Below are 22,496 nucleotides of genomic sequence, written 5' to 3' on the forward strand. Positions count from 1 at the left end.
ACGGCACGATCCGCACGCCTCATCGCTCCGGAGAGATCCACGCGTGGTTCTTGCGGGCCCGCCCCTGGCTGGCACGGACACCGGGACAACGAGGCGGCCCGCGCGGCGGTCACGCGCCGTACGGGTGAGAGTGCCGTGCGGCAGGGTTCAGGCCCTGCCCCGGCACAGCTCCAGCAGGGTCATCGCCAGGGTCGTGCCCGGCTTGCCCAGGGCGTCCCTGTAGTGGCCGAGGATCTCCATCTCGCGGGAGAGGTTCACCCGCCGGCCCCCGGAGGCGATACGGGTCTGCTGGATCACCGCGGAGACGGCCATCCGTTCCTGGATCAGGCCGATGATCCGGTCGTCGAGGGCGTCGATGCGCTCCCGGGCGCCGGTGATCACGTGCGCGGCCTCGTCGGTGCGGGCACCGCTCGCGGCGGTGGCGGCTGGGGTCTGGGTCTGCGCTGCGGTGGCGGTCATCGCGGGGGCTCCTCGGTGATGTCGGACGCGGTGCCCCGGTGGACAAGGACCACAACGCCAGGCGCCCCGGACCTTGTCGGCCCGGGGCGCCTGGGAAGTGCTTGTCAGTGGCTCAAGCAGCACGACCATGGCAGCCGGTGGGCCGGTCGCCATAGGTAAAGGTGAAGGTCGTCTGCGCGAGCATGCTGCCAGTATGCCGCGCCCGGGCGCGGCGTCCAACACGGTTCGCATGATGAGACGGGCGGTGGACGGGTCGCCGGGCGCGGGTCCAGGACGGGGCGGCCCAGGACGGCGGTCTCCGGGCGCGGGGAGGCACCCACGGCCACCTCGGTAGAATCGATACGCACAAGGACCCCCCGACGCCGGAAGGCACCCCGTGTCATCAGCGACTCCCGCTGCCGCCGCCCCCGACACCGTCCTGGTCGTCGACTTCGGCGCGCAGTACGCCCAGCTCATCGCCCGTCGCGTCCGTGAGGCACGGGTCTACAGCGAGATCGTGCCGAGCTCCATGCCGGTTTCGGAGATGCTCGCCAAGAACCCGGCGGCGATCATCCTCTCCGGCGGCCCCTCCTCGGTGTACGAAGAGGGCGCCCCGCGCCTCGACCGCGCGATCTTCGAGTCCGGCGTCCCCGTCTTCGGCATGTGCTACGGCTTCCAGCTGATGGCACAGGTCCTCGGCGGCACCGTGGACAACTCCGGGGCCCGCGAGTACGGCCGCACCGGACTGGCCGTCTCCAAGCCCTCCTCCACCCTCTTCGAGGGCACCCCGGCCGAGCAGGACGTGTGGATGTCGCACGGCGACGCCTGCTCCGCCGCCCCCGAGGGCTTCTCGGTCACCGCCTCCACGGACGTCGTCCCGGTCGCCGCGTTCGAGAACGACGAGAAGAAGCTGTACGGCGTCCAGTACCACCCGGAGGTCATGCACTCCACGCACGGCCAGCAGGTCCTCGAGCACTTCCTCTACCGCGGTGCGGGCCTCAAGCCGGACTGGACCACCGGCAACGTCATCGACGAGCAGGTCGCCGTCATCCGCGAGCAGGTCGGCGACAGGCGGGCGATCTGCGGACTGTCCGGGGGCGTGGACTCCGCGGTCGCCGCCGCACTCGTGCAGAAGGCCATCGGCTCCCAGCTGACCTGCGTCTACGTCGACCACGGCCTGATGCGCAAGGGCGAGACCGAGCAGGTCGAGAAGGACTTCGTGGCCGCGACCGGCGTGCAGCTGAAGGTCGTCGACGCCGAGGAGCGCTTCCTCACCGCCCTCAAGGGAGTCAGCGACCCCGAGGAGAAGCGGAAGATCATCGGCCGCGAGTTCATCCGCGTCTTCGAGCAGGCCCAGGCGGAGATCATCGCGGACGAGGGCCCGGCGGTGGAGTTCCTCGTCCAGGGCACCCTCTACCCGGACGTCGTCGAGTCCGGCGGCGGCACCGGCACCGCGAACATCAAGTCGCACCACAACGTCGGCGGTCTGCCGGAGGACCTCGAGTTCAAGCTGATCGAGCCGCTGCGCAAGCTGTTCAAGGACGAGGTCCGCATGGTCGGCCAGGAGCTCGGCCTGCCGGACGAGATCGTCCAGCGCCAGCCCTTCCCGGGCCCCGGCCTCGGCATCCGGATCGTCGGCGAGGTCACCAAGGAGCGCCTGGACCTGCTGCGCGAGGCCGACGCCATCGCCCGCGAGGAGCTGACGGCGGCCGGTCTCGACCGTGACATCTGGCAGTGCCCGGTGGTCCTGCTCGCGGACGTGCGCAGCGTCGGTGTCCAGGGCGACGGCCGCACCTACGGTCACCCGATCGTGCTGCGCCCGGTCTCCAGCGAGGACGCCATGACCGCCGACTGGTCGCGGCTGCCCTACGACGTGCTGTCGAAGATCTCGACCCGCATCACCAACGAGGTCCGGGACGTCAACCGCGTGGTCCTCGACGTGACGTCGAAGCCGCCGGGCACCATCGAGTGGGAGTGACCCCGCTCCGGTCTACGTCCGCCTGAGAGTCCGCACCGGCTCTCCTGGCTTCCAGACCCGGACGACCAGATGAGTGTCGTCCTCGACGCTGGTCCGTACGACCTCCGTCAACTCGGTGCGGAAGAGGTGGAACGGCTGCGGCGGTTCCACCTCTTTCACGTACGCGCCCTTCATCTCGGGATCCTCCACCTCGACCGCCCGCCCGGCGATCCGCGCGTCACCGCCGGCCATCGCGGTGTCCGGCCCCGGGTTCGCCTGCAGCGCGAACCTCGGATCCCGGCGCAGGTCGAGCGCCTTGAGCGAGCCCGGCATCATGCCGAGCCACAGCTCGCCGTTCAGGAAGCGCACCTCGAGTCCCGTGGTGCGCGGGGAGCCGTCCACGCGCAGGGTCACCAGGACGTGGTGCGGGAACGCCCCGAACCGCCGCGCGACGGTCGCGGACAGTTCGGGTTCCGCGGCGGCGAAGGCCGCCCAGTTCGTCGCCATGCCCCGAGTGTGGCGCGGATACCCGACATCTCCTGTCGGGTTTTGGGTGGCAGGCGGGGGCGGCCGGCACGCAGGCGGGGGCAGCCGGTGGTGTTCGGCGGCCTTCGGCCACGGAGCCGGTGTACCGCGCGGCATCTTCACCGCACGGCGCTCGTATCCGGGCCCGTCGGGCGGTAGCTTCCGGCCCGTACGTCGTCGATCCAGCGACGGAGGTCCCATGCACGGCCCCACGCCCACCCCGCCCCCGCCCCTGCCCACCGAGAAGCTGCAGTTCGCGATGCCGCCGAGGCACGAGTCGGCGGACGACGAACGCCGGTACCGCAAGGAGCGGCTCGCGGGCGCACTGCGGATCTTCGCCCGGTACGGCTTCGAGGACGGCGTCTCCGGCCACATCACCGCCCGCGACCCCGATTTCAGCGACTGCTTCTGGGTCAATCCCTTCGGGATGCCGTTCAAGCACGTCACCGTGAGCGACCTGGTGCTCGCCAACCAGGACGGGCAGGTGCTCCAGGGCCGCCACCACGTCAACCAGGCCGCGTTCACCGTGCACGCCCAGGTGCACGCCGCCCGCCCGGACGTCGTCGCCGTCGCCCACTGCCACTCCGTGCACGGCCGCGCCCTGGCGGCGCTCGGCGACCTCCTGGACCCGATCACCCAGGAGAGCTGCGCCTTCTACGAGGACCACGCCGTCTACGGCTCCTACACCGGCGTCACCGTCGACGCGGAGGAGGGCCGCCGGATCGCGGCCGCGCTGGGCTCGCGCAAGGCGCTGGTGCTGCGCAACCACGGACTGCTGACGGTCGGCGACTCGGTGGACGCCGCCGCCTGGTGGTTCCTGGCCATGGAACGCTCCTGCCAGGTGCAGCTGACCGCCCGGGCGGCGGGCCGGCCGGTCCTGATCGACCACGAACCGGCGGTCGCGACCCGGGAGCAGCTCGGTGGCGACCTGGTGGCGTGGATCAACTACCAGCCCCTGTGGCAGGACATCAGCCGCAGCGAACCCGGCCTGCTGACCTGAGCCCCTCGGCGTGCGGGACATCTCCGGACATCCCGCCGCCCCCGCGGAGAACAGCGCAGCCGGGCGCGGCCGGGTCAACACGGCGTTCCCGGCTTCACCCGCGCCGACTGGACCTGACGAACGCGAGCGGGGCGGTATAGGGCACAATTCGCTTTCTGCATAGGGGTGTTGTTGCCGCGGCCGGGCCGCGGGATCCGGGGAAGGCGGGCGTCGGGCGTGGCGGTGCAGGAGGCGAGAGGCGGCGTGGGCGCCCACGGGGGCGGCTGCACCTGCGGGGACTGCCCGCACGGGGCGCGTGCGGGACACCGGCAGGCTGTTGCCGCGTTCCTTCTCAAGCGGGACGAGTTCGCCGCGGGCCACGGCCTGCCGGCGGCCGTGGCGCACTCGGCGTCGGCCTCCCGGCAGTGGGTCTCGGAGGAGCTGACGCAGTCCGCGGAACTCGTCGCCGAGCGGGGGCGGGCCGAGGGAGGGGCCTGGCTGGCGCGACTGTGGCGCTGGACGGCGTACACGGTGTGGGCGGTGGTCGTCCTGCTGCTTCTGGTGCAGGCGCTGACGGCGGTCGGCGCGGGCTGGAGCACCGCACGGACGGCGGGACTGTTGGCGGCCGTCCTGGTGGCCGGGGCGCTGACGGCCGCCTCCTGGCTCCACCGGGCGCGCGGCGGGGCGCTCGCCCCGGTCATCGGCGAGGACAACCGGCTGTCCACCTCCCGAGCGGTGGCCGCCGGCTGGGTGCTCTTCGTCGCGTACGCGGTGCTGGTGCTGGCGGGCCGGCTCGCCGCGGCCTCGGACCACACCGAGCGCGACGCCCTGATCGCCGGGCTGGACCTGGCCCGCGGCGCCGGTGTGGTCACCGTGCTCGCCGTGGTGTGCGGAATCGCGGTCCTGGTGCGGCGGGTGGTCGGGCTGCGGGTGCTGGGGCAGCGGCTCCAGAAGGTGCGCGCGGACCGGCCGCGGGCGGCCGACCTGCTGACCGACGACGCGGGACGCGGCGCCTTCACGGACATCCAGTACGTGGTCATCAGTGCCGTCGCGCTGGTGTTCGCGGCGGTGCGGCTGGCCCGGCGCCCCGACCAGCTGCCCGACCTGCCGTGGGGGCTGGCGGTGGTGGTGCTGGTGTCCGCGGCGACCTACCTGGCGGGCAAGTACGCGGACGGCGGCCGGCCGGTCGTCCTGTCGGTGGTGCGGGCCCGGGAGGCCGGGGACCTGGACGCGCCGATCCGGACCGGCGACGACATCGAGATCCGGGGCGCCGGGTTCGTCCCGCCGGGTGCCCAGGGAGCCGACAGGCTGGCCCGTATGAGGGTCCGCATCGGCCCGGTCAACGTGCACGTACCCCTGGTCCCGGTCGCGGGCGGCTTCAGCAACCCCACGGACACGGCACTGACCGTGCCCGTCCCGGCGGACGTGGAACCGGGCCGGGTCGAGGTACAGGTGGTCACGGCGGCGGGCGTGGAGACGAACCGGTACACGATCGACGTGACGGAGTGACGGGGCAGCGGAATGACGGGCGACACCTCCGGCGGATCGGGCGCGATGGTTTTGTGGAGGGGCCGTCAGCACTCCGACTCCTTGGGACGCATGAGTTGAAGTCACGCGTAAGCCGGAAAAACCTCCCCGTGGGATTGAGCGGGCCCTGCCTCGCATACGTATGGTCGATTGAGGGGCGCATACGACGGCGGTGAGAGGCGGCTCGCAGCGATGACCCACGTTCGTACGGAGACCCGGACCATGCAAGCTGAACCGAACCGAACCTGGCGGGACTGGCGGGACACAGCGGCCCGCTACGCCCTCCTGCCTCTCCGCGTCTTCCTCGGCGTCACCTTCATCTACGCCGGCCTCGACAAGCTCACCTCCAGCGGCTTCATGCAGGCCACCGGCCCCGGGTCGATCGGCGAGACGATGCGCGCGGTCCGCGACACCGCCGCCGTCCCGGCCCTGGTCGACCTGGCCCTGAAGAACCCGGTCGGCTTCGGCTACACCATCGCCTTCGCCGAACTGGCCGTCGGCCTCGGAACGCTGATCGGTCTGCTGGGCCGCCTGGCCGCGCTCGGCGGCGCGCTGATCTCCCTCAGCCTGTGGCTCACGGTCAGCTGGCCCACCACCCCCTACTACTACGGCAACGACCTCGCCTATCTGATGGCCTGGCTGCCCCTCGTCCTCGCCGGCGCCCCGATGCTCTCCGCCGACGCCGCGCTGCGGGCACGGCGCCGACGACGGGCGGGGGAGTACCAGTAGCTCAGCCCGTCCCTCCCGTTCCCGCTCCGCCGGGAGTCCGGCGGGCGTCGCGGTCCCTGCGCACGGCCCTGTTCACCACCGCCGCCGCACCGCCCAGGCAGAGGCCGCCGACGACCATCGGGACCAGCAGGAACGACGGGACGTGCCAGGCGCCGGCCGCGTCTCCCGCGTAGACCACGCCCGCGCCGGTGAGGAAGACACCGGACACCAGCTTCCCCGGCTGGAACTCATGGCGCAGCACGGTTCACCTCCACCTGTCCCATGCCGACGTGGAGCCTGAGGTCCACGGTCCCGGCGTCCTTGCCGCCCGCGGTCGCGGGCAGCGTGACCTGCTGGCGCCGGCCCGGAGCGACGTCCACGTCCTGTGAGGAGTCGCCCGGCAGCTGGATGTCGCCGAGCCCCACCTCGATGTTCGCCCGCACGGTCATACCCGCGGGCACGATCACTCGCAGCCGGCCCGCTCCCACCTGTGCCTTCGTCGTCACCGTCGCTCCCTTGCCGAGGCGTATCCGGGTCAGGTCCAAGGTGCCCTCCCCGGTGCCGAGGCGGTACTCGGGCCGGACGTCCGCCGTCGCCGCGGGCTGCCAGGTGCGGTGCCCCCACTGCGTGGTGACGTCCTTCGGAAGTGCCGTGGAAGCGGCGAGCAGCGCCGCGGTGACCAGGGCCAGCAGTATCGAACCGAAGCCCGTCCGCCCCAGGAACGCGCTCACCGCCATGCCCAGGCCGAGGACCGCGAGCGCGCAGGCGAGACCGGTCTGGAGGCTGGTGTTCAGGGCGTGGTTGTCCCAGGTCAGGCGGGTGCCGAGAACGCCGGCGGTCAGGGCCAGCAGGAACACCCAGCCGCCGATCCCGCGCGGGCCGCGGGGGCGGAGCGGCTCGGTGCGTACGGGACGCGTGCACGCGCCGCCGTGCGTGCCGGCGCGTGCGCCGAGGCCGATGCTGACGGCAGCGGAGACGTCCCGAAGGTCCCAGCGGTCCCGGCCACCCCGGTCGTTCCGGTCGCGCGCGTCCTGTGGACCCCACAGATAGCCCGTGCCGCCGACGTGGGTGCCGTCCTTGACTATCGGGTCGCGCCACCAGGAGGCGTGGATGGCGGGCACCGGCGGCGCCTGCGCCTCCGGCGGGGCGTCGGCGACGGCCTGGGCGGCGAGCGGATCGGGGCTGGGGGCCCCGCGGTGCTGCGACCAGTACCCGGCGCCGGCGAGCAGCAGGGACAGGACGACGCCGAAGGTCAGCACGCTGCCGTTGCCCAGCATGGACAGGAAGACCCCGCAGCCGACCAGCGCGAACAGCACGGCCGCGAGCGCCGGTCCGTCCACCCGGCCGGTGAGGAGCTTGCGCACCTCGTTCTCGTCCTCGTCGTCGTACGGCACGAAGAGCCAGGCGAAGCCGTAGAAGATGAGGCCTATGCCGCCGGTCGCCGCCAGCACGGCCAGCGTGATCCGGAAGATCACCGGGTCCATGTCGCACTGCCGGCCCAGACCGGCGCAGACGCCGCCGATCATCCGGTGCGCCCGGTGCCGCCGGAACCTCGGCACGCCCTCGGTGCCGTCCGGCCCGGTATCGGCCTCGAGGCGCGTTCCCGGCGTCGCCCCCCGGTCGCGCTCCGCACCCGCACCCGCGCCGGGCACGGCGTCCCCTTCTCCGTTGCCCGGGGACGGGCCCGGGCAAGAGCCGGGCTCCGGCCTCTGCGCGGCGTGCTGGTGATTCGTCATGCGTCCATGGTGACGGGCGCGCGGTCGTGGCGGGAGCCGGGACGACCCTGGGCGAACCCTGATTCGCCCCTGAGCCGCGGCCGGGGGTGCGTTCGACCGGCTTCCGGGCCGCGATCAGGGTGCCCGCGAAGAGCGGGCCGGAAGGGCAGGTTCGAAGATCAGGGGAGTCTAGGGGGCGGACCCTGATGCTCCCGCACCGCCGGGCGTGTGACCATCAGTGGCATGCCGGAAGCCGCAGCAGCGCCCCTCGACGACCCGCGGCCGCCGCGCAAGCTCTACCGCAGCAGCGACGGACGCTGGCTCGGCGGAGTGGCGCGGGGCCTCGCCGGGCACCTCGGGCTGCCCGTCGTCTGGGTGCGGCTGGTCTTCGTCGGCCTGTTCATGGCCGATGGCCTCGGCGCGCTGGTGTACGCGGCCTTCTGGTTCTTCGTGCCCCTCGGCGTCGGCGGCGTCGGCGACCAGAAGCCGCCGTCCCTCGTCACCACCGAGACCTCGCCGGACGGCCGCCGCAGGATCGTCGCCCGCAAGCCGGACAAGGGCCAGATCGTCGCCCTGCTCCTCATGGTCGTCGTGGCGATGGTCTTCGTCGGCAGCATCAATCCGGGCAACGGGGCGAAGGCCTACCTCCTGCCGGCCGTCCTCGTCGCCGCGGGTGTCGCCCTGGTCTGGCGCCAGGCGGACAACGCCCGCCGGGCCCGCTGGGTCGAGGTCGGCCGACGCCGCCGTACGCTCACCCTGGCCCGCGCCGGCGCGGGCGTCCTGCTGGTCACGGCCGGCGTCTCCGCCATATTCGTGATGCAGGGGTCCGCCGCCCACCTCGGCTCGGTCCTCCAGGCGGCGCTCGCCGTCCTGGTCGGCATAACCCTGCTCGCCGGCCCCTACCTCGTGCGCATGACCCAGGACCTCTCCGAGGAGCGCCTGATGCGCATCCGGGCCCAGGAGCGGGCCGAGGTCGCCGCCCACGTCCACGACTCGGTGCTGCACACCCTGACCCTGATCCAGCGCAACGCGGAGAACGCGGGCGAGGTGCGCCGCCTCGCCCGCGCCCAGGAGCGCGACCTGCGCGCGTGGCTCTACAAGCCGGAGGGCAACGGCAAGGACGAGGCCGACGAACCGGCCACCCTCGCCGAGGCGGTCAAGCGCAACGCCGCCGAGGTCGAGGACAAGCACGGCGTCCCCATAGAGGTGGTCGTGGTCGGCGACTGCCCGCTCGACGACCGGATCGGTGCCCAGATGCAGGCCGCGAGGGAAGCCATGGTGAACGCCGCCAAGTACGGTGGCGAGGGCGGCGCCGTCCAGGTCTACGCCGAGGTCGAGGGCAGGACCGTCTTCGTGTCCGTCCGGGACCGCGGACCCGGCTTCGACCTGGACGCGATACCCGCCGACCGGATGGGCGTCAGAGAATCGATCATCGGCCGCATGGAGCGCAACGGGGGGACGGCCCGGCTGCGGGCCGTGCCGGACGGCGGCACGGAGGTCGAGCTGGAGATGGAGAGGGCGGAGAACACGTGATGAGCGACCCGACCGAGGCGAACGGTACGGCGGGAGCGGAGACGGCGGGGACCGGCGGGCGGCATGTGCGCGTGGTCCTCGTCGACGACCACCGCATGTTCCGCACCGGGGTCCAGGCCGAGATCGGCCAGACCGAGGAGACGGGCGTGGAGGTCGTCGGCGAGGCCGCGGACGTCGACCAGGCGGTCACGGTCATCACCGCCACCCGGCCCGAGGTGGTCCTGCTCGACGTCCACCTGCCCGGGGGCGGCGGAGTGGAGGTGCTGCGGCGCTGCGCCGCGCTGACCGCCGACACCGAGCGGCCCGTGCGCTTCCTCGCGCTGTCCGTGTCGGACGCCGCGGAGGACGTGATCGGCGTGATCCGCGGCGGAGCGCGTGGCTACGTGACGAAGACGATCACGGGCACCGACCTGATCGACTCGATCTTCAGGGTCCAGGAGGGCGACGCCGTCTTCTCCCCGCGCCTGGCCGGCTTCGTCCTCGACGCCTTCGCCTCCACCGACGCCCCGCCGGTCGACGAGGACCTCGACCGCCTCACCCAGCGTGAGCGCGAGGTGCTGCGGCTCATCGCCCGCGGCTACGCGTACAAGGAGATCGCCAAGCAGCTCTTCATCTCCGTCAAGACGGTGGAGTCCCACGTCTCCGCGGTGCTGAGGAAGCTTCAGCTCTCCAACCGCCACGAGCTGACCCGCTGGGCGACGGCACGCCGGCTGGTGTGACCTTCGCCGCCGGTAGGCACGCCTTGCGAGTGGATGCCGCCGACCGCCGGCGCGCATCCCGGCCCGGCGGCCCCTCATACCCGGCGCCCCTCATGCCACCCGGGTCGCCCCCGCGAAAGGCATCTGGTCGATCGGGGCCAGGCGGACCGGGGCCGAGGGGTTGGGGGCGTGGATCATCTGGCCGTTGCCGACGTAGAGGCCGACGTGGCTGACACCGGAGTAGAAGAAGACCAGGTCGCCGGGGCGCAGAGCGGAGCGCGGGACACGGCGGCCCGCGTTGATCTGGGCGTAGGTGGTGCGGGGCAGCGCCACCCCGGCCGAGCGGTAGGCGGCCTGGATCAGGCCCGAGCAGTCGAAGGCGTCGGGCCCGGTCGCGCCCCACACATAGGGGCTGCCGAGCTTCCGGAAGGCGTAGGCGACGGCCGTCGCCGCGCGGGCACCGGGGGCGGTGACCGCCGCCGGGTCACCGACGAGTGGATCCCGGCCACCGGAGCCGTGGCGGGTCGCGTGCCCCGTGCCCCCGCCCTGGGCGATCGCGGCGCGCTGCTGCGGGGGCAGTCCCGCCAGCAGCCGCCGGGCCTCGTCCAGTTTGGTGGTGACCGTCTTCTTCTGCCGTCGCAGTTCCGCCTGCCGCGAGCGGAGTGAGGTCAGCTCGATCCGCGCGTCCCCCCGCAGCCGGCCGATCTCCCGTAGCTGCCGGCGCACGTCGGACACGGCGGCCGTCTGCCGGACACCGGCCCGCTCGGCGAACTCGGCCCCGTCCAGGTACTGCCGGGGGTCGTCGGACAGGAGCAGCTGCACCACGGGGTCGATCCCGCCGTCCCGGTACTGCGCCGCGGCGATCGTGCCCAGCGCGTCGCGGGCGGTGTTCAGCTTCTGCTGCCTGCGGGCGGCTTCGTCGCCCAGTTCCCTCAGCCGCTTCTCGGCCGTGTCCGCCTTCTCCTTCGCCCCGTCGTACTTCTCGGTGGCGGTCTCCGCCTCCCGGTAGAGCCTGTCCACCGTGGCCTTGATCTGCTCCGGCGCCGGCCGCGGAGCGGCGTGCCCGGTGCCGTCGAAGCCGGTCGCCGTCGCGGCGCCCGCGAGGGCGATCGTGGCGGCCGTACGGACGGTGCTCCCTCCGAGCTTGCGCTGTCGGAGCCTGCGGTGCGCTGCCACCTGGAGCGTCACGTCCTTTCTGCCGGCCTGCTGAGGCGGGGTCCTGGTCCGGCGGCGGGCCGCACAGGGGAGCGGCCCGCCGCCGGACCTCTCGGCGGTGGTGTCCGGCCGCCGCCCCTGGCCCGGGCGGCGGTGAAGCCGGTCACCTGGGGGAGGAGCTAAGCCGCTCGGTGACCGCTTGGTGAGGTCATGTACGGAAGTGGCGCCAGCGGATCGCGGGCTGACCGTATGTGACCGCGAATCGGTTCCTGGGACGCCGCCTTCGCGTGCTGCGATGACCGATGCGGGGGTTTCCGGGGCATTCGGGCCGGACGAGGTGCTATGGCTCGCATATATGCGGATCGCTTGGGACGGGCCGGTGCCCGGGGCGGGCAGACCGCTGGTTAGGCTGCCGAGTCATGGACGTACTCATCCATCTCTTCGTCGGTCTGCACATCATCGGTATCGCCGCACTGCTCGGCGGCTTCCTCACCCAGATGAAGGCGATGGGCCGGGGCACGGCCCGGTTCGTGCCGGCGATGCTGCACGGCGCGCTGACCATGCTGGTCACCGGCGTGGTCCTGGTCGGCCTCAACCAGGCCCAGGGCCACCACGTCGACAACATCAAGATCGGCGTGAAGCTGGCGCTGCTGATCGTGATCCTCGGCCTCGTCTACGTCAAGCGGGACGACGAGAAGGTGGACAAGAGCCTGTTCGGCCTGGTGGGCGGGCTCACCATGGCGAACATCTTCATCGCCGTGCTGTGGACGTGACGGTCAGCGCAGCGCCCTGAGTTCCTTGCGCGCCTCCAGGACCGCGCCCGCGGCGACGGCCAGCCACGCCGCCACCGCGATCCACAGCAGCACCTCCCCGAGCCCCCACGACGGGAGGTTCGCGGCGGTCGCGACGGACATGCTCGCCGCCGCCGTCATGCCCATCGGGAACACGGTCGACCAGCGGCGCACGTCGTAGCGCGGCCGGGGCCGTACCAGTTCGGCGACGACCAGGACGGCGTACCAGCACAGGTCGAGTACGAGGAGCGCCAGGGTCACCGTCCGCAGGACATCGCTGTCGTCGCCGTCCCACAGGTACCTGCCCGAGCCGACGGTGACCAGCCGTGCGCCGGCGAGTGCCGAGATCGCCAGGGCGCCGCCCGCGATCCAGTGGTCCCCGTGCCCTTCGAGCAACTGCCGCGGGTCGAAGCAGCACAGCGCGAAGACGTACAGCGCGAGCCCGATCCAGAACAGCACCAGCGCGGCGTACGCCGGCCAGGCCACCCCCTGCGTCCTGGCCAGCGTGGCGGCGAGCACGGCCAGGCCCTCGGTCGCCACGCAGCTCAGGAACACCGCTCCGGGCATCGGCCGCCGGGAGTTGCGGACCACCAGCACCAGCAGCCCCGGCCACAGTACGAAGGCCAGCGCGAGCAGCGCCTCCGCGAGCGTCTGCCACCCCAGCGACGCAAAACGGGTCCCGAGCACGGTCGTCGCCGCGACGGCGGTGAGGGCGCCCGGCGTCCCCGCGTCCTTGATCCACCGCGACCGGTCGCCCAGCAGCCGCAGGACGAAGTCCGCCGCCAGCGTCAGCCAGGCGAAGCACGCCGGCGCGAGGATCACGCGGGACAGCAGCTCGTAGCCCGCCAGATGCAGGGCGACCGACACGATGCCGGTGGCCATCACGGCGGCGCCGGCCGCCGGAGGGCGCTGCGCCAACCAGGCGCGCAAGGGTGAGGTGCCGGGCATGGCCCGATGCTAAGGAGCTTCGCCCGCCCACGCGCGGGGCACGCGCGCGGGTGCCTGCGAAAACCGGTCCGCCGGCGGCCTGCCGGACGGGACGGGCCGCCCTCAGGCCGGCCGGACCACGCGGTGCGCCGCCGATGCGCCGTCGTGGTGGACGGACTCCTCGCGGACGCGGTCGCCGGGCCTCGGCGCGTGGATCAGCACGCCGTCACCGGCGTAGAGGCCGACGTGCTCCGCGTCGTCGAGGAAGGCGAAGAAGACGAGGTCGCCGGGCCGGGCCTCGGAGAGCGGAACCGCCGTACCGGCCTGGGCCTGGTCGCGGGCCGCTCGGGGCAGCGTGACACCCGCGGCCTTCCAGGCGGCCTGGGTGAGACCGGAGCAGTCGTACGACCCCGGACCCGCCGCCCCCCACACGTACGGCTTTCCGATCTGTTCACGAGCGAAGGCGAGGGCCTGATCCGCCCTGGTCGCAGCCGTGGAACCGGGCGCCCACCCCGGGAACACGCCGGATGCCTGCTCCGGGAACACGCCGGATGCCTGCTCGGGAAACCCGCCGGCCGCGTGCTCCGGGGTCATGCCGGCCGTCTGCTCGGACATGCCGGGCGCGTGCCCTGGGGACACGGCAGCCGCCTGCTCCGGGGCCAGGTTGGGCGTCTGCACCGGGAACCCGCCAGTCGCCTGTTCCGGAAACCCGCCGGCCGCGTGCTCCAGGGTCATGCCGGCCGTCTGCCCCGGGAACGCGCCGGTCGCCTGTTCCGGGAACACGCCGGGCGTCTCCTCCGGAAACTCGCCCGCCGCGTGCTCCGGGGACATGCCGGTCGGGGTCCCGGAGGTCGTGCTGTCGGTCTGCCGAGTCGAGGTGGTGGTGTTCTGCGCGTTCTCCGCCGTCTGCGGCCGCGGGGCGGGCTCGGTCGTGGGGGTTGCCTCGTGCGCGTGGTGTGCGGACAGCAGTACGCGCGCGTGTGCCAGCTTCCGCTGGACGGCCGCCTTGGACGCGCCGATGTCGTGCTGCTGCTCGTCCGAAGGCTCGGGAAGAACAGGTGCCGCGGCCCCGGGCGCGGGCGGACGCGTGCCGGGACCGTCGGCCAGGCTTTCGCGGCGTGCGTTCAGCCGGCCGATCAGCTGGGCCTGGTCGAAGTAGCCCTGCGGGGTCTCGGTGAGCAGCAGGGCGGCGGTCTCGGGGGTGCCGTCACCGCTGCGGTTCGGGGCCGCCGCGAAGGACCCGAGCATCTCGCGCGCCCTGCCGAGCATGTCGGTGCGCTTGGCGACGTCGTCGAGGAGCGCGGCGACCAGCCCGCGCTGCCTCGCCCCCCTCTTCTGGGCGCCGTCCTTCTCCGCGGTGTCCCTCCGCGCGGTGGACGACCCCGCCCGGCCGTACAGGTAGTCGAGCTTCCTCTCGATCTCCTCCGGGCTCGGCCCGGCGCCGTCCGACCCGCGCGTGCCCGGTCCGGGCGTCGCGGCGGGCCGCGTGCTGCTGTGCGACGCCAAGGGAGGCGACTCCTTCCATCGTCCGCCTGCCGGTTGGCCGTCGAGGGCGGGTGGATTGCGTGGAGGCCGCGTCGTCAGGCGAGTCCCCCGGTGACGATCATGCGGTCAGACCGCACGCTAACCAACTTGTGTGGCGTGTGTGAAGGTTGATGCGAGGTATGTCCGATACGTTTTCGTGACCTTCGTCTCGGCCCCGTCGAACGGTCATCTTTCCGGGGCGGCCACGGGTTGTCGGTGGGGCGCCCTAGACTCGTAGAGCGATGAGCAGCCTCTTTGACGACAGCTTCCTGGCGGATCTCCAGGCCCCCCGCGGCCACGAGGAAGAGCCCCCGCCGCCGCCCGAGGACGATCACGCTCCGGAGCCGGTTCCGGACGACCTGTTCGGCGGGAAGTTCGACGTGCCCCCGGACCGGGACGCCTACTACCGCGACGGCGCCCACCGGCCGGTCGTGGACGCGGCCGCGCTCCTGGAGGGGCTGAACGACAACCAGCGTGCCGCCGTGGTGCACTCCGGCTCCCCGCTGCTCATCGTGGCCGGCGCCGGCTCCGGCAAGACCCGTGTGCTCACGCACCGGATCGCGCACCTGCTGGCCGAGCGGGGCGCCCACCCCGGCCAGATCCTGGCGATCACCTTCACCAACAAGGCCGCCGGCGAGATGAAGGAGCGCGTCGAGCAGCTCGTCGGACCGCGCGCGGGCGCGATGTGGGTGATGACCTTCCACAGCGCGTGCGTGCGCATCCTGCGCCGGGAGAGCAAGAAGCTCGGCTTCACGTCCTCCTTCTCGATCTACGACGCCGCCGACTCCAAGCGCCTGATGGCCCTGGTCTGCCGCGACCTGGACCTCGACCCCAAGCGCTACCCGCCCAAGTCGTTCAGCGCCAAGATCAGCAACCTCAAGAACGAGCTGATCGACGAGGAGGACTTCGCAGCCCAGGCCACCGACGGCTTCGAGAAGACCCTCGCCCAGGCCTACGCCCTCTACCAGTCGCGGCTGCGCGAGGCCAACGCCCTCGACTTCGACGACCTGATCATGACGACGGTCAACCTGCTCCGCGCCTTCCCGGACGTGGCCGAGCACTACCGCCGCCGCTTCCGGCACGTCCTGGTCGACGAGTACCAGGACACCAACCACGCGCAGTACGCCCTGGTACGGGAGCTGGTCGGCACCGGCGAGCCCTCCCCGGACGTGGCCGGCGTGCCGCCCGCCGAGGACGACCTGCGACCGGCCGAGCTGTGCGTCGTCGGTGACGCCGACCAGTCGATCTACGCCTTCCGCGGCGCGACCATCCGCAACATCCTCCAGTTCGAGGAGGACTACCCGGACGCGACGACGATCCTGCTGGAGCAGAACTACCGCTCCACGCAGACGATCCTGTCCGCCGCCAACGCGGTCATCGAGCGCAACGAGTCCCGCCGCCCCAAGAACCTGTGGACCAACGCCGGCGCGGGCGCCCGCATCACGGGCTACGTCGCCGACACCGAGCACGACGAGGCGCACTTCGTCGCCGAGGAGATAGACCGGCTCACGGACGCGGGCGAGGCCAAGGCCGGCGACGTCGCCGTCTTCTACCGCACCAACGCCCAGTCCCGTGTCTTCGAAGAGATCTTCATCCGCGTCGGCCTGCCCTACAAGGTCGTCGGCGGCGTCCGCTTCTACGAGCGCAAGGAGGTCCGGGACGTCCTGGCCTACCTGCGGGTCCTGGCCAATCCGGAGGACTCCGTCCCGCTGCGCCGCATCCTCAACGTGCCCAAGCGGGGCATCGGCGAGCGCGCCGAGGCGATGATCGACGCCCTCGCCCAGCGGGAGAGGATCAGCTTCCCGCAGGCGCTGCGCCGCGTCGACGAGGCCTACGGCATGGCCGCGCGCTCCACGAACGCGGTCAAGCGGTTCAACACGCTGATGGAGGACCTCCGCACGATCGTCGAGTCGGGCGCCGGACCGGCCACGGTCCTGGAGGCGGTCCTGGAACGCACCGGCTACCTGGGTGAGTTGCAGGCCTCCACCGACCCGCAGGACGAGACCCGTATCGAGAACCTCCAGGAACTCGCCGCCGTCGCCCTGGAGTTCGAGCAGGAGCGTGGTGAGGGGGAGCCGGTCGCGCTCTCCGACTTCCTGGAGCAGGTCGCCCTGGTCGCCGACTCCGACCAGATCCCGGACGAGGAGGACGGCGACGGCGTCATCACCCTGATGACCCTGCACACCGCCAAGGGCCTGGAGTTCCCGGTGGTCTTCCTGACCGGCATGGAGGACGGCGTCTTCCCGCACATGCGGGCCCTCGGCCAGACCAAGGAGCTGGAGGAGGAGCGGCGCCTGGCCTACGTCGGCATCACCCGCGCGCGGGAGCGGCTGTACCTGACCCGCTCGGCGATGCGCAGCGCCTGGGGCCAGCCGTCGTACAACCCGCCCTCCCGGTTCCTGGAGGAGATCCCGACGGCACACGTGGACTGGAAGCGTACGGGCGGCTCGGGCTTCGCGTCCTCCGGTCCGGCGTCCTCGGTGGCGGCCTCGCTGTCCTCGTCCCGCTCCCGCTCGTCAGCGTCCGGCGCCTCGGGCTTCGCCACCCGCCGCACCTCGGAGAAGCCGGTGGCGGCCCTCGCCGTCGGAGACCGGGTCACGCACGACCAGTTCGGCCTCGGCACGGTGGTGGCTGTCGCGGGCACGGGCGACAAGGCACAGGCGACGATCGACTTCGGCGACGGCAAGGCCAAGCGGCTGCTGCTGCGGTACGCGCCGGTGGAGAAGCTGTAGCGAGGGCGGGGCGGGGCCTACGTCGGGTCGAGGCCGTGGCTGCGCAGCCACGACAGCGGGTCGATGGGCGACCCGCCCGCGGGCCTGACCTCGAAGTGCAGGTGCGGGCCCGTCGAGTTGCCGGAGTTCCCGGAGTACGCGATGGGCTGTCCGGCCTTCACCGTCGTACCGGAGGGGACCTGGTAGCTGGAGAGGTGGCAGTACCACGTCTCCGTGCCGTCCATCGCGGTCACGATCATCATGTTGCCGTAGGCGCTGTTCCACTGTGTGCGGACCGTGCCGTCGGTGGCGGCCAGCACCGAGGTCCCGTACGACACGGGGAAGTCGATGCCGGTGTGCACGGACATCCAGTTCACGCCGGCCTGGCCGAAGTAGGCGCTGAGGCCCCTCTGCAGGACGGGGACGGCGAACTTGGGCCGCAGCCGCTCCAGCCGGGCCGCCTCCTCCGCCGCCTTCCTCTTCTCGGACTCCTGCTGCGCCTTGAGGTCGATGCGCTCCTGGTACCGGCTGGCACGGTCGGCGAAGTCGTTCGCCCCTGCGGACACGCTCTGCAGCTGGGTGTCCAGCTTGTTGTTGGCGGTGGACGCCTTGACCGGGTGCGCGTCAGGCGTGGCCGCCGCGCTGTCCTTGCCGTCCTCGGTCAGTCCGCCCACGGAGGCCGCGGCGATTCCGGCGACACCCATCACGCAGACCGAGGGCACGGCCACCGTGAGCAGTGCGGAGCGCTTGGCCGGGGGGCGGCGCCGGGAGCGGCCCGCGGCCCGGGAGGCCGCTCGCGGAGCGGGAGGCGGGGCGGGGGTGACTTCTTCCTCGTCGTCGAGCAGCGGCGGTGCCGCGTCCGGCTCGACGGTGGCGGCCGGTTCCTCTTCCGCCAGGTCGCCGTGAGGCTCGTGCGGCTCGGCCGCGTCGAGGTTCTCGGCGACCGTGGTGGTCGCGTCCCCGTTCCACTGCGTGGCGTCGTACGCGCCGGTGTCGAAGGCCTGCGTGTTCCAGTCCCACTGCTGGGTGGCTTCGGCGACGGCCGGCTGGTCCGGCTGGAGCCAGGTGTGCGCGTCCCACTGGCCGCTGGTGTCGACCGGGGCGGACTGCGCCGGGACGGAGGCCAGTTGCTGCTGGTAGCCCGTCGCCCAGGCGGTGGTGTCGTACGCGCCGGTGTCGTAGGCGGTGTGGTGCTGGGCCGCGTACGGGTCGTAGTCCGGGCTCTGGTGGCCGTTCGCGGCCCAGCCGGCGGTGTCGTACGTACCCGTGGTGTGCGCCTCGGCGCCCGTGAAGCCTTCGTGGAGGTGGTCGGCGGCGTAGTCGGCCGGGGCGTACGTGCCGGTGTGGAAACCGGTGGCGCCGTAGTCGCCGTAGGCGGTGAAGTCGCCGTACGCGGCTTCCTGACCGTCGTACGACGCGTAGGGCGTCGAGGCGGCATCGGAGGCCGGAGCCGGGGCGGTCGCGCTCCCCGACGGGTGACGGTCGTTCACCAACTTCTCTTTCGCCTCGACAACAGGGGCTGGCAGAGCAGTGCGGTGACTGTACCCGGCGGTATGAGGGCGCGACAATCTTCCGCAGGTTTCCCCGATGCGGGAAACGGGCATTCAGCCGTGTTTCGCCGGTGTGTGGAGACGGCTTTAACTTTGTGTTCGAGCTGCGTTCGATCTCAAGGGGCCGGCTGTCAGGCGACGGTCACTCCGCCGGCGCGCTTGGCGGTCGGGTCCCCGGGCCGTGCGGTGTCGAGGACCTCTCGTATCCCGGTCGCCACGGCGGGGTGCAGTGGCAGGGCGAGATGCCCGATTCCGCTCACCTGGATGTTCTCCACCTTCAGGTCGGGGTGGTCGATGCAGGCCGACTCCAGCGGATCCATCAGGTGGTCGAGGTCGCTCCAGAAGCTGACGAAGTGGGTGCTGCAGCCCGGCGCGGGGCGTGACAGCTCCTCGATCAGCTCGGAACCGGGGCGCATCTGCCGCACGATCGGATGGGCGTTGGCCAGCGGCGCGACCCGGGTGCCGGAGTGGGGGGTGCCGAGGGTGACGAGGGTGCGGACCCGCAGGTCGCCGCCGAGCCGTTGCACGTAGTAGCGGGCGATCAGCCCGCCGAGGCTGTGCCCGACGACGTCGATCTGCCTGCTGCCGGTGCGCTCGCAGATCTCCTCTATGTGGCGGCCGAGCAGTTCGGCCGCGGTGCGGATGTCGCAGGTCAGCGGTGAGTAGTTCAGGGACTCCACGCGCTGCCTGCCGTGCTGGGCGAGGCTGCGGCGCAGCAGGACGAACACCGAGCGGTTGTCGATGAACCCGTGCAGCAGCACGACCGGTGGCTTGGCCTCGGCCGGCAGCTGGGCGGCGCCACCGGGCTCCGGGAGCGCGCCGGAGGCGCCGCGGCGCTCCTGGACGATGCCCGAGGGATAGAGCAGGAGATGGCCCGCGAGGATCGCGAGCTCCAGGGCGGTCGCCTTCAGCAGAGCCAGTGAGAGCCCCGCCAGCCTGCACGGCAGCAGGCACCGGCAGAGCGGGAGAATGGGGTCCGCGACCCTGGTGACCTTCATGGCCGACCTCCTGTCGGCACGCTGGAGGACGGCCCTGTCCCCCGTGTGCCCTCGTGGGCAGTCGCGGTGGGGGCGGCCGGCCGGGCGGGTTTCGCGCTGCCGTGCCCCACCGGTCCCGGGTGCCCTTCCTGCCCTCGCCGATACGTCGCACCACCGCGGCGCGCGGCCTGCGGCGCGGTGGTGCGGCGACCTCGTCGCGGCTCCCGTCGTGTCTGCTCCCGCAGTGCTCCGCGCGCCGCGGCACAGGAGTGCGGCGCTCGGGCCGCACGGACGGGGAACGGTGCGCGGCCTGCGGGTCCCCCCTGCCCGGTGAACTCGGGGGAATGTCCCACCATGTGATTTCCCCCTCCCTCTGCGTCGTGAAACTGCCGGGTGCGGGATGCTGGCGATAACGTTCGTTCACTTACCCGGCCGGTGTGGTGCGGGGTGTCCGTGCCGCGTGTGCGGTACTTGTCGGTACGGATGGATGCAGTCGCTTCATGGAGGCAGTGATGGGTGTGGCAGCCGGTCCGATCCGCGTGGTGGTGGCCAAGCCGGGGCTCGACGGCCACGATCGGGGCGCCAAGGTGATCGCGCGGGCCCTGCGCGACGCCGGTATGGAGGTCATCTACACCGGGCTCCACCAGACCCCGGAGCAGATCGTGGACACGGCGATCCAGGAGGACGCCGACGCGATCGGCCTGTCCATCCTCTCGGGCGCGCACAACACCCTGTTCGCCGCGGTGATCGAACTGCTCAGGGCGCGCGAGGCGGAGGACATCGTCGTATTCGGCGGCGGCATCATCCCGGAGGCGGACATTCCGCCGCTCAAGGAGAAGGGTGTCGCGGAGATCTTCACCCCGGGCGCGACCACCCAGTCGATCGTCGACTGGGTCAGGGCGAACGTCCGCCAGCCCGCCGAGGCGTAGGGGCGCCACCGGCGGCTCCCGCGGGGTCACGCGGCGCCGGCCGGGTGCGAGCGGCTCGGCCTGGGGGCGCGGCCCCCAGGGAGACCCGCCCTCACCCGGAGCGGGACTCAGCCGGCCCGCGCCGCCTCCAGTTCGCCGGCCATGGCGGAGCGCAGCCGCAAGGTCGTCACGAGCCGCTGGAATGCCTCCGCCCAGTAGCCTCCGGCCCCCGGCGACGCGTCCTCCGCCTCGTCCGGAACCGCCAGCAGTCCGTCGAGCCGGCTCGCCTCCGCGGGATCCAGGCACCGCTCGGCAAGCCCCATCACTCCACTGAAACTCCATGGGTAACTCCCTGCGTCCCGCGCGATGTTGAGCGCGTCGACCACCGCCCGTCCGAGCGGTGCCGCCCACGGCACCGCGCACACCCCGAGCAGTTGAAACGCCTCGGGCAGTCCGTGTGCCGCGATGAATCCGGCCACCCAGTCGGCCCGCTCGGCGGCGTCCAGCGTGCCGAGCAGTTTGGCGCGCTCGGCCAGGGACACCGCGCCGGGACCGCCGGCGTCGGAGGCGGCGGGCGGTCCGAGGAGCGCCCGCGCCCACTGTGCGTCCCGCTGCCGCACCGCCGCCCGGCACCAGGCGGCGTGCAGCTCGCCCTGCCATCCGTCCGCGACCGGAAGGGCCACGATCTCCCGCGGTGTGCGCCCGCCCAGCCGTCCGGGCCAGGTCGCGAGCGGTGCCGCCTCCACCAACTGGCCCAGCCACCAAGATCGTTCGCCCCGCCCTGCCGGAGCCTTGGGGGCGATGCCGTCGCGCTCCATGGCCGCGTCGCATTCGTGCGGTGCCTCGACGACGAGCGTCGGTGCCCCGCGTGTGTGGTCGACGGCCACGCAGGAGCGGGCCCGGCCGGCCATCCGTGAGGCGAGCGCGGATCCGGGCAGCGCCGAGAGCAGCTCCGCGGCCGTGGACCGTACATTGCGGCTGCGGTCGGCCAGGGCCTCTTCCAGGAACGCCTCGTCGTCCGGTCCGAGCCCCGTCCGCAGGGAGTCGAGGAACATCAGCCGGTCCTCGGCCCGCTCGGTGGCCCAGGAGCCGGCGAGCAGTTCGCGTGCGGCCGCGGGCGTGCGCGAACGTATCGATGCCAGCAGCGCGACCCGCTCCGCGAACAGGCCCTCCTCCCACAGCCTCCGGACGCGGCCGGCTTCCTCGGAGCCGGCCGGCGCGGCGGCGCCCGGGGCCGCGCGCAGGGCGAACCGCCAGTCCGGGTTCAGTCCCGCCAGCCACCGTGCGCGCGGGCCGCCGAAGGCCAGTGCGGCCGGGCGCAGGTCCGTACGGCTTCGCGCGGCGTCCAGCAGGGCGGGCAGCGCTTCCGGGGGCGGGGCGTACCCGTGAGTGTTCGCCGCCGCGAGCCACTGGGGCAGCAGTTCCATCAGGTCCGGTGCCGTGCCCCTGCGGCCGCCCGACGCACCGGGCCGGTCGGCCAGCAGCATGGCGAGCCTGCGGCCCGCAGCCGCGGGCAGCGGCGGACGCGGATCCTCCGGTGCGGGCTCCGGGCGCCGGGCCGCCGGAGCGGGGCGCAGCCCCGCACGCCGCCGCACGGTCTGCACGGCCGCCGCGTCGAGCAGCGCCACCGGCGCCGTCCGTCCGGGCGCGCCGGCCGGGGGCGTGCGCCGGTCCGTGCCGAGCAGGGCGGTGGTGACCAACTCCTCCCAGGCGCCCGTGGCGGGCGCCTCCGGCGGGGTGGAGTTCCTGATCATGAGCTTCCTTTCCGTCGCCGGCTGCCCGGGAGTGGTTGAAGGGTCACATGGACCGGGTTTCCCCTGGGGTGGAACAAATGCGTGATGCGAAAGAGAAAAGATATTCAGATGGGATACTC

The 22,496-nt window shown here is 72.7% G+C and carries 19 protein-coding genes; 9 read left to right on the top strand and 10 right to left on the bottom strand.

Going from position 1 to position 22,496, the window contains the following annotated elements; genetic code table 11:
• Window positions 1-147: 147 nt before the first annotated feature.
• Window positions 148-459 carry a chorismate mutase gene (locus ACIOWN_RS18835; protein WP_362346555.1) on the bottom strand — a complete coding sequence of 104 codons (312 nt, stop codon included), beginning with the start codon at window positions 457-459 and terminating at the stop codon, window positions 148-150.
• A gap of 376 nt (window positions 460-835) precedes the next feature.
• Here ACIOWN_RS18835 and guaA point away from each other — a divergent pair, with 376 nt between their 5' ends.
• Window positions 836-2,416, top strand: a complete 1,581-nt coding sequence (guaA, locus tag ACIOWN_RS18840) for a glutamine-hydrolyzing GMP synthase (protein WP_362346553.1) — start codon at window positions 836-838, stop codon at window positions 2,414-2,416.
• 12 nt (window positions 2,417-2,428) lie between these two features.
• Here the strand turns inward: guaA and ACIOWN_RS18845 are convergent, their stop codons facing one another.
• Window positions 2,429-2,902, bottom strand: coding sequence for a pyridoxamine 5'-phosphate oxidase family protein (locus ACIOWN_RS18845; protein WP_362346551.1), 474 nt, complete (start codon window positions 2,900-2,902; stop codon window positions 2,429-2,431).
• Window positions 2,903-3,119: 217 nt separating this feature from the next.
• Here ACIOWN_RS18845 and ACIOWN_RS18850 point away from each other — a divergent pair, with 217 nt between their 5' ends.
• The 3 genes from ACIOWN_RS18850 to ACIOWN_RS18860 all read left to right on the top strand — a co-directional run bounded on the left by ACIOWN_RS18850 (window position 3,120) and on the right by ACIOWN_RS18860 (window position 6,155).
• Window positions 3,120-3,920 (top strand): class II aldolase/adducin family protein, encoded by an 801-nt coding sequence (locus tag ACIOWN_RS18850; RefSeq protein WP_401982816.1) that lies wholly within the window; start codon window positions 3,120-3,122, stop codon window positions 3,918-3,920.
• 216 nt (window positions 3,921-4,136) lie between these two features.
• Window positions 4,137-5,408, top strand: a complete 1,272-nt coding sequence (locus ACIOWN_RS18855) for a hypothetical protein (RefSeq protein WP_362346549.1) — start codon at window positions 4,137-4,139, stop codon at window positions 5,406-5,408.
• Window positions 5,409-5,618: 210 nt separating this feature from the next.
• Window positions 5,619-6,155 (top strand): DoxX family membrane protein, encoded by a 537-nt coding sequence (locus ACIOWN_RS18860; RefSeq protein ID WP_401982817.1) that lies wholly within the window; start codon window positions 5,619-5,621, stop codon window positions 6,153-6,155.
• Between the two features lies 1 nt (window position 6,156).
• On the opposite strand, the gene ACIOWN_RS18865 is transcribed toward ACIOWN_RS18860, so the two are convergent.
• Window positions 6,157-6,396 carry a hypothetical protein gene (locus ACIOWN_RS18865; RefSeq protein ID WP_100569817.1) on the bottom strand — a complete coding sequence of 80 codons (240 nt, stop codon included), beginning with the start codon at window positions 6,394-6,396 and terminating at the stop codon, window positions 6,157-6,159.
• On the bottom strand, window positions 6,383-7,870 hold the full coding sequence (locus tag ACIOWN_RS18870) for a PspC domain-containing protein (protein WP_362346546.1): 1,488 nt from the start codon (window positions 7,868-7,870) through the stop codon (window positions 6,383-6,385). The genes ACIOWN_RS18865 and ACIOWN_RS18870 overlap by 14 nt, the downstream gene beginning before the upstream one ends.
• Before the next feature lie 222 nt (window positions 7,871-8,092).
• Here ACIOWN_RS18870 and ACIOWN_RS18875 point away from each other — a divergent pair, with 222 nt between their 5' ends.
• Window positions 8,093-9,382, top strand: coding sequence for a PspC domain-containing protein (locus ACIOWN_RS18875; protein ID WP_362346544.1), 1,290 nt, complete (start codon window positions 8,093-8,095; stop codon window positions 9,380-9,382).
• A complete protein-coding gene (locus ACIOWN_RS18880) occupies window positions 9,382-10,101 on the top strand; it encodes a response regulator transcription factor (RefSeq protein WP_362346543.1) in 720 nt (239 codons plus the stop codon). Before ACIOWN_RS18875 ends, ACIOWN_RS18880 begins: the two co-directional genes overlap by 1 nt.
• Window positions 10,102-10,191: 90 nt before the next feature.
• On the opposite strand, the gene ACIOWN_RS18885 is transcribed toward ACIOWN_RS18880, so the two are convergent.
• On the bottom strand, window positions 10,192-11,268 hold the full coding sequence (locus tag ACIOWN_RS18885) for an NlpC/P60 family protein (protein ID WP_401982818.1): 1,077 nt from the start codon (window positions 11,266-11,268) through the stop codon (window positions 10,192-10,194).
• 386 nt (window positions 11,269-11,654) lie between these two features.
• Between ACIOWN_RS18885 and ACIOWN_RS18890 the strand changes: the two genes are divergently transcribed.
• A complete protein-coding gene (locus tag ACIOWN_RS18890) occupies window positions 11,655-12,008 on the top strand; it encodes a hypothetical protein (protein WP_362346541.1) in 354 nt (117 codons plus the stop codon).
• Window positions 12,009-12,011: 3 nt separating this feature from the next.
• On the opposite strand, the gene ACIOWN_RS18895 is transcribed toward ACIOWN_RS18890, so the two are convergent.
• Complete coding sequence (locus tag ACIOWN_RS18895) at window positions 12,012-12,974, bottom strand: tellurite resistance/C4-dicarboxylate transporter family protein (protein WP_401982820.1); 963 nt, start codon at window positions 12,972-12,974, stop codon at window positions 12,012-12,014.
• Window positions 12,975-13,076: 102 nt separating this feature from the next.
• A complete protein-coding gene (locus tag ACIOWN_RS18900) occupies window positions 13,077-14,459 on the bottom strand; it encodes a C40 family peptidase (protein ID WP_401982821.1) in 1,383 nt (460 codons plus the stop codon).
• A gap of 260 nt (window positions 14,460-14,719) precedes the next feature.
• Between ACIOWN_RS18900 and pcrA the strand changes: the two genes are divergently transcribed.
• Window positions 14,720-17,209, top strand: a complete 2,490-nt coding sequence (gene pcrA / locus ACIOWN_RS18905) for a DNA helicase PcrA (protein ID WP_401982823.1) — start codon at window positions 14,720-14,722, stop codon at window positions 17,207-17,209.
• Window positions 17,210-17,226: 17 nt separating this feature from the next.
• On the opposite strand, the gene ACIOWN_RS18910 is transcribed toward pcrA, so the two are convergent.
• A complete protein-coding gene (locus tag ACIOWN_RS18910) occupies window positions 17,227-18,678 on the bottom strand; it encodes a M23 family metallopeptidase (RefSeq protein WP_401982824.1) in 1,452 nt (483 codons plus the stop codon).
• Between the two features lie 191 nt (window positions 18,679-18,869).
• A complete protein-coding gene (locus ACIOWN_RS18915) occupies window positions 18,870-19,736 on the bottom strand; it encodes an alpha/beta fold hydrolase (protein WP_362346532.1) in 867 nt (288 codons plus the stop codon).
• A gap of 491 nt (window positions 19,737-20,227) precedes the next feature.
• Here ACIOWN_RS18915 and ACIOWN_RS18920 point away from each other — a divergent pair, with 491 nt between their 5' ends.
• A complete protein-coding gene (locus ACIOWN_RS18920; protein WP_100569825.1) occupies window positions 20,228-20,644 on the top strand; it encodes a cobalamin B12-binding domain-containing protein in 417 nt (138 codons plus the stop codon).
• Between the two features lie 107 nt (window positions 20,645-20,751).
• Here the strand turns inward: ACIOWN_RS18920 and ACIOWN_RS18925 are convergent, their stop codons facing one another.
• Window positions 20,752-22,377, bottom strand: a complete 1,626-nt coding sequence (locus tag ACIOWN_RS18925; RefSeq protein WP_401982825.1) for a DUF5691 domain-containing protein — start codon at window positions 22,375-22,377, stop codon at window positions 20,752-20,754.
• Window positions 22,378-22,496: the final 119 nt, after the last annotated feature.

Origin of the sequence: Streptomyces sp. NPDC087787 (assembly GCF_044743035.1) — a bacterium.
Classification (GTDB): Bacteria; Actinomycetota; Actinomycetes; order Streptomycetales; family Streptomycetaceae; genus Streptomyces.

Bases quoted from the DNA above. Each gene is read 5' to 3' on its own strand.
- ACIOWN_RS18835 (WP_362346555.1), bottom strand. From the start codon at position 459: ATGACCGCCACCGCAGCGCAGACCCAGACCCCAGCCGCCACCGCCGCG.
- ACIOWN_RS18845 (WP_362346551.1), bottom strand. From the start codon at position 2,902: ATGGCGACGAACTGGGCGGCCTTCGCCGCCGCGGAACCCGAACTGTCC.
- ACIOWN_RS18850 (WP_401982816.1), top strand. From the start codon at position 3,120: ATGCACGGCCCCACGCCCACCCCGCCCCCGCCCCTGCCCACCGAGAAG.
- ACIOWN_RS18860 (WP_401982817.1), top strand. From the start codon at position 5,619: ATGACCCACGTTCGTACGGAGACCCGGACCATGCAAGCTGAACCGAAC.
- ACIOWN_RS18870 (WP_362346546.1), bottom strand. From the start codon at position 7,870: ATGACGAATCACCAGCACGCCGCGCAGAGGCCGGAGCCCGGCTCTTGC.
- ACIOWN_RS18875 (WP_362346544.1), top strand. From the start codon at position 8,093: ATGCCGGAAGCCGCAGCAGCGCCCCTCGACGACCCGCGGCCGCCGCGC.
- ACIOWN_RS18880 (WP_362346543.1), top strand. From the start codon at position 9,382: ATGAGCGACCCGACCGAGGCGAACGGTACGGCGGGAGCGGAGACGGCG.
- ACIOWN_RS18890 (WP_362346541.1), top strand. From the start codon at position 11,655: ATGGACGTACTCATCCATCTCTTCGTCGGTCTGCACATCATCGGTATC.
- ACIOWN_RS18895 (WP_401982820.1), bottom strand. From the start codon at position 12,974: ATGCCCGGCACCTCACCCTTGCGCGCCTGGTTGGCGCAGCGCCCTCCG.
- pcrA (WP_401982823.1), top strand. From the start codon at position 14,720: ATGAGCAGCCTCTTTGACGACAGCTTCCTGGCGGATCTCCAGGCCCCC.
- ACIOWN_RS18915 (WP_362346532.1), bottom strand. From the start codon at position 19,736: ATGAAGGTCACCAGGGTCGCGGACCCCATTCTCCCGCTCTGCCGGTGC.
- ACIOWN_RS18920 (WP_100569825.1), top strand. From the start codon at position 20,228: ATGGGTGTGGCAGCCGGTCCGATCCGCGTGGTGGTGGCCAAGCCGGGG.
- ACIOWN_RS18925 (WP_401982825.1), bottom strand. From the start codon at position 22,377: ATGATCAGGAACTCCACCCCGCCGGAGGCGCCCGCCACGGGCGCCTGG.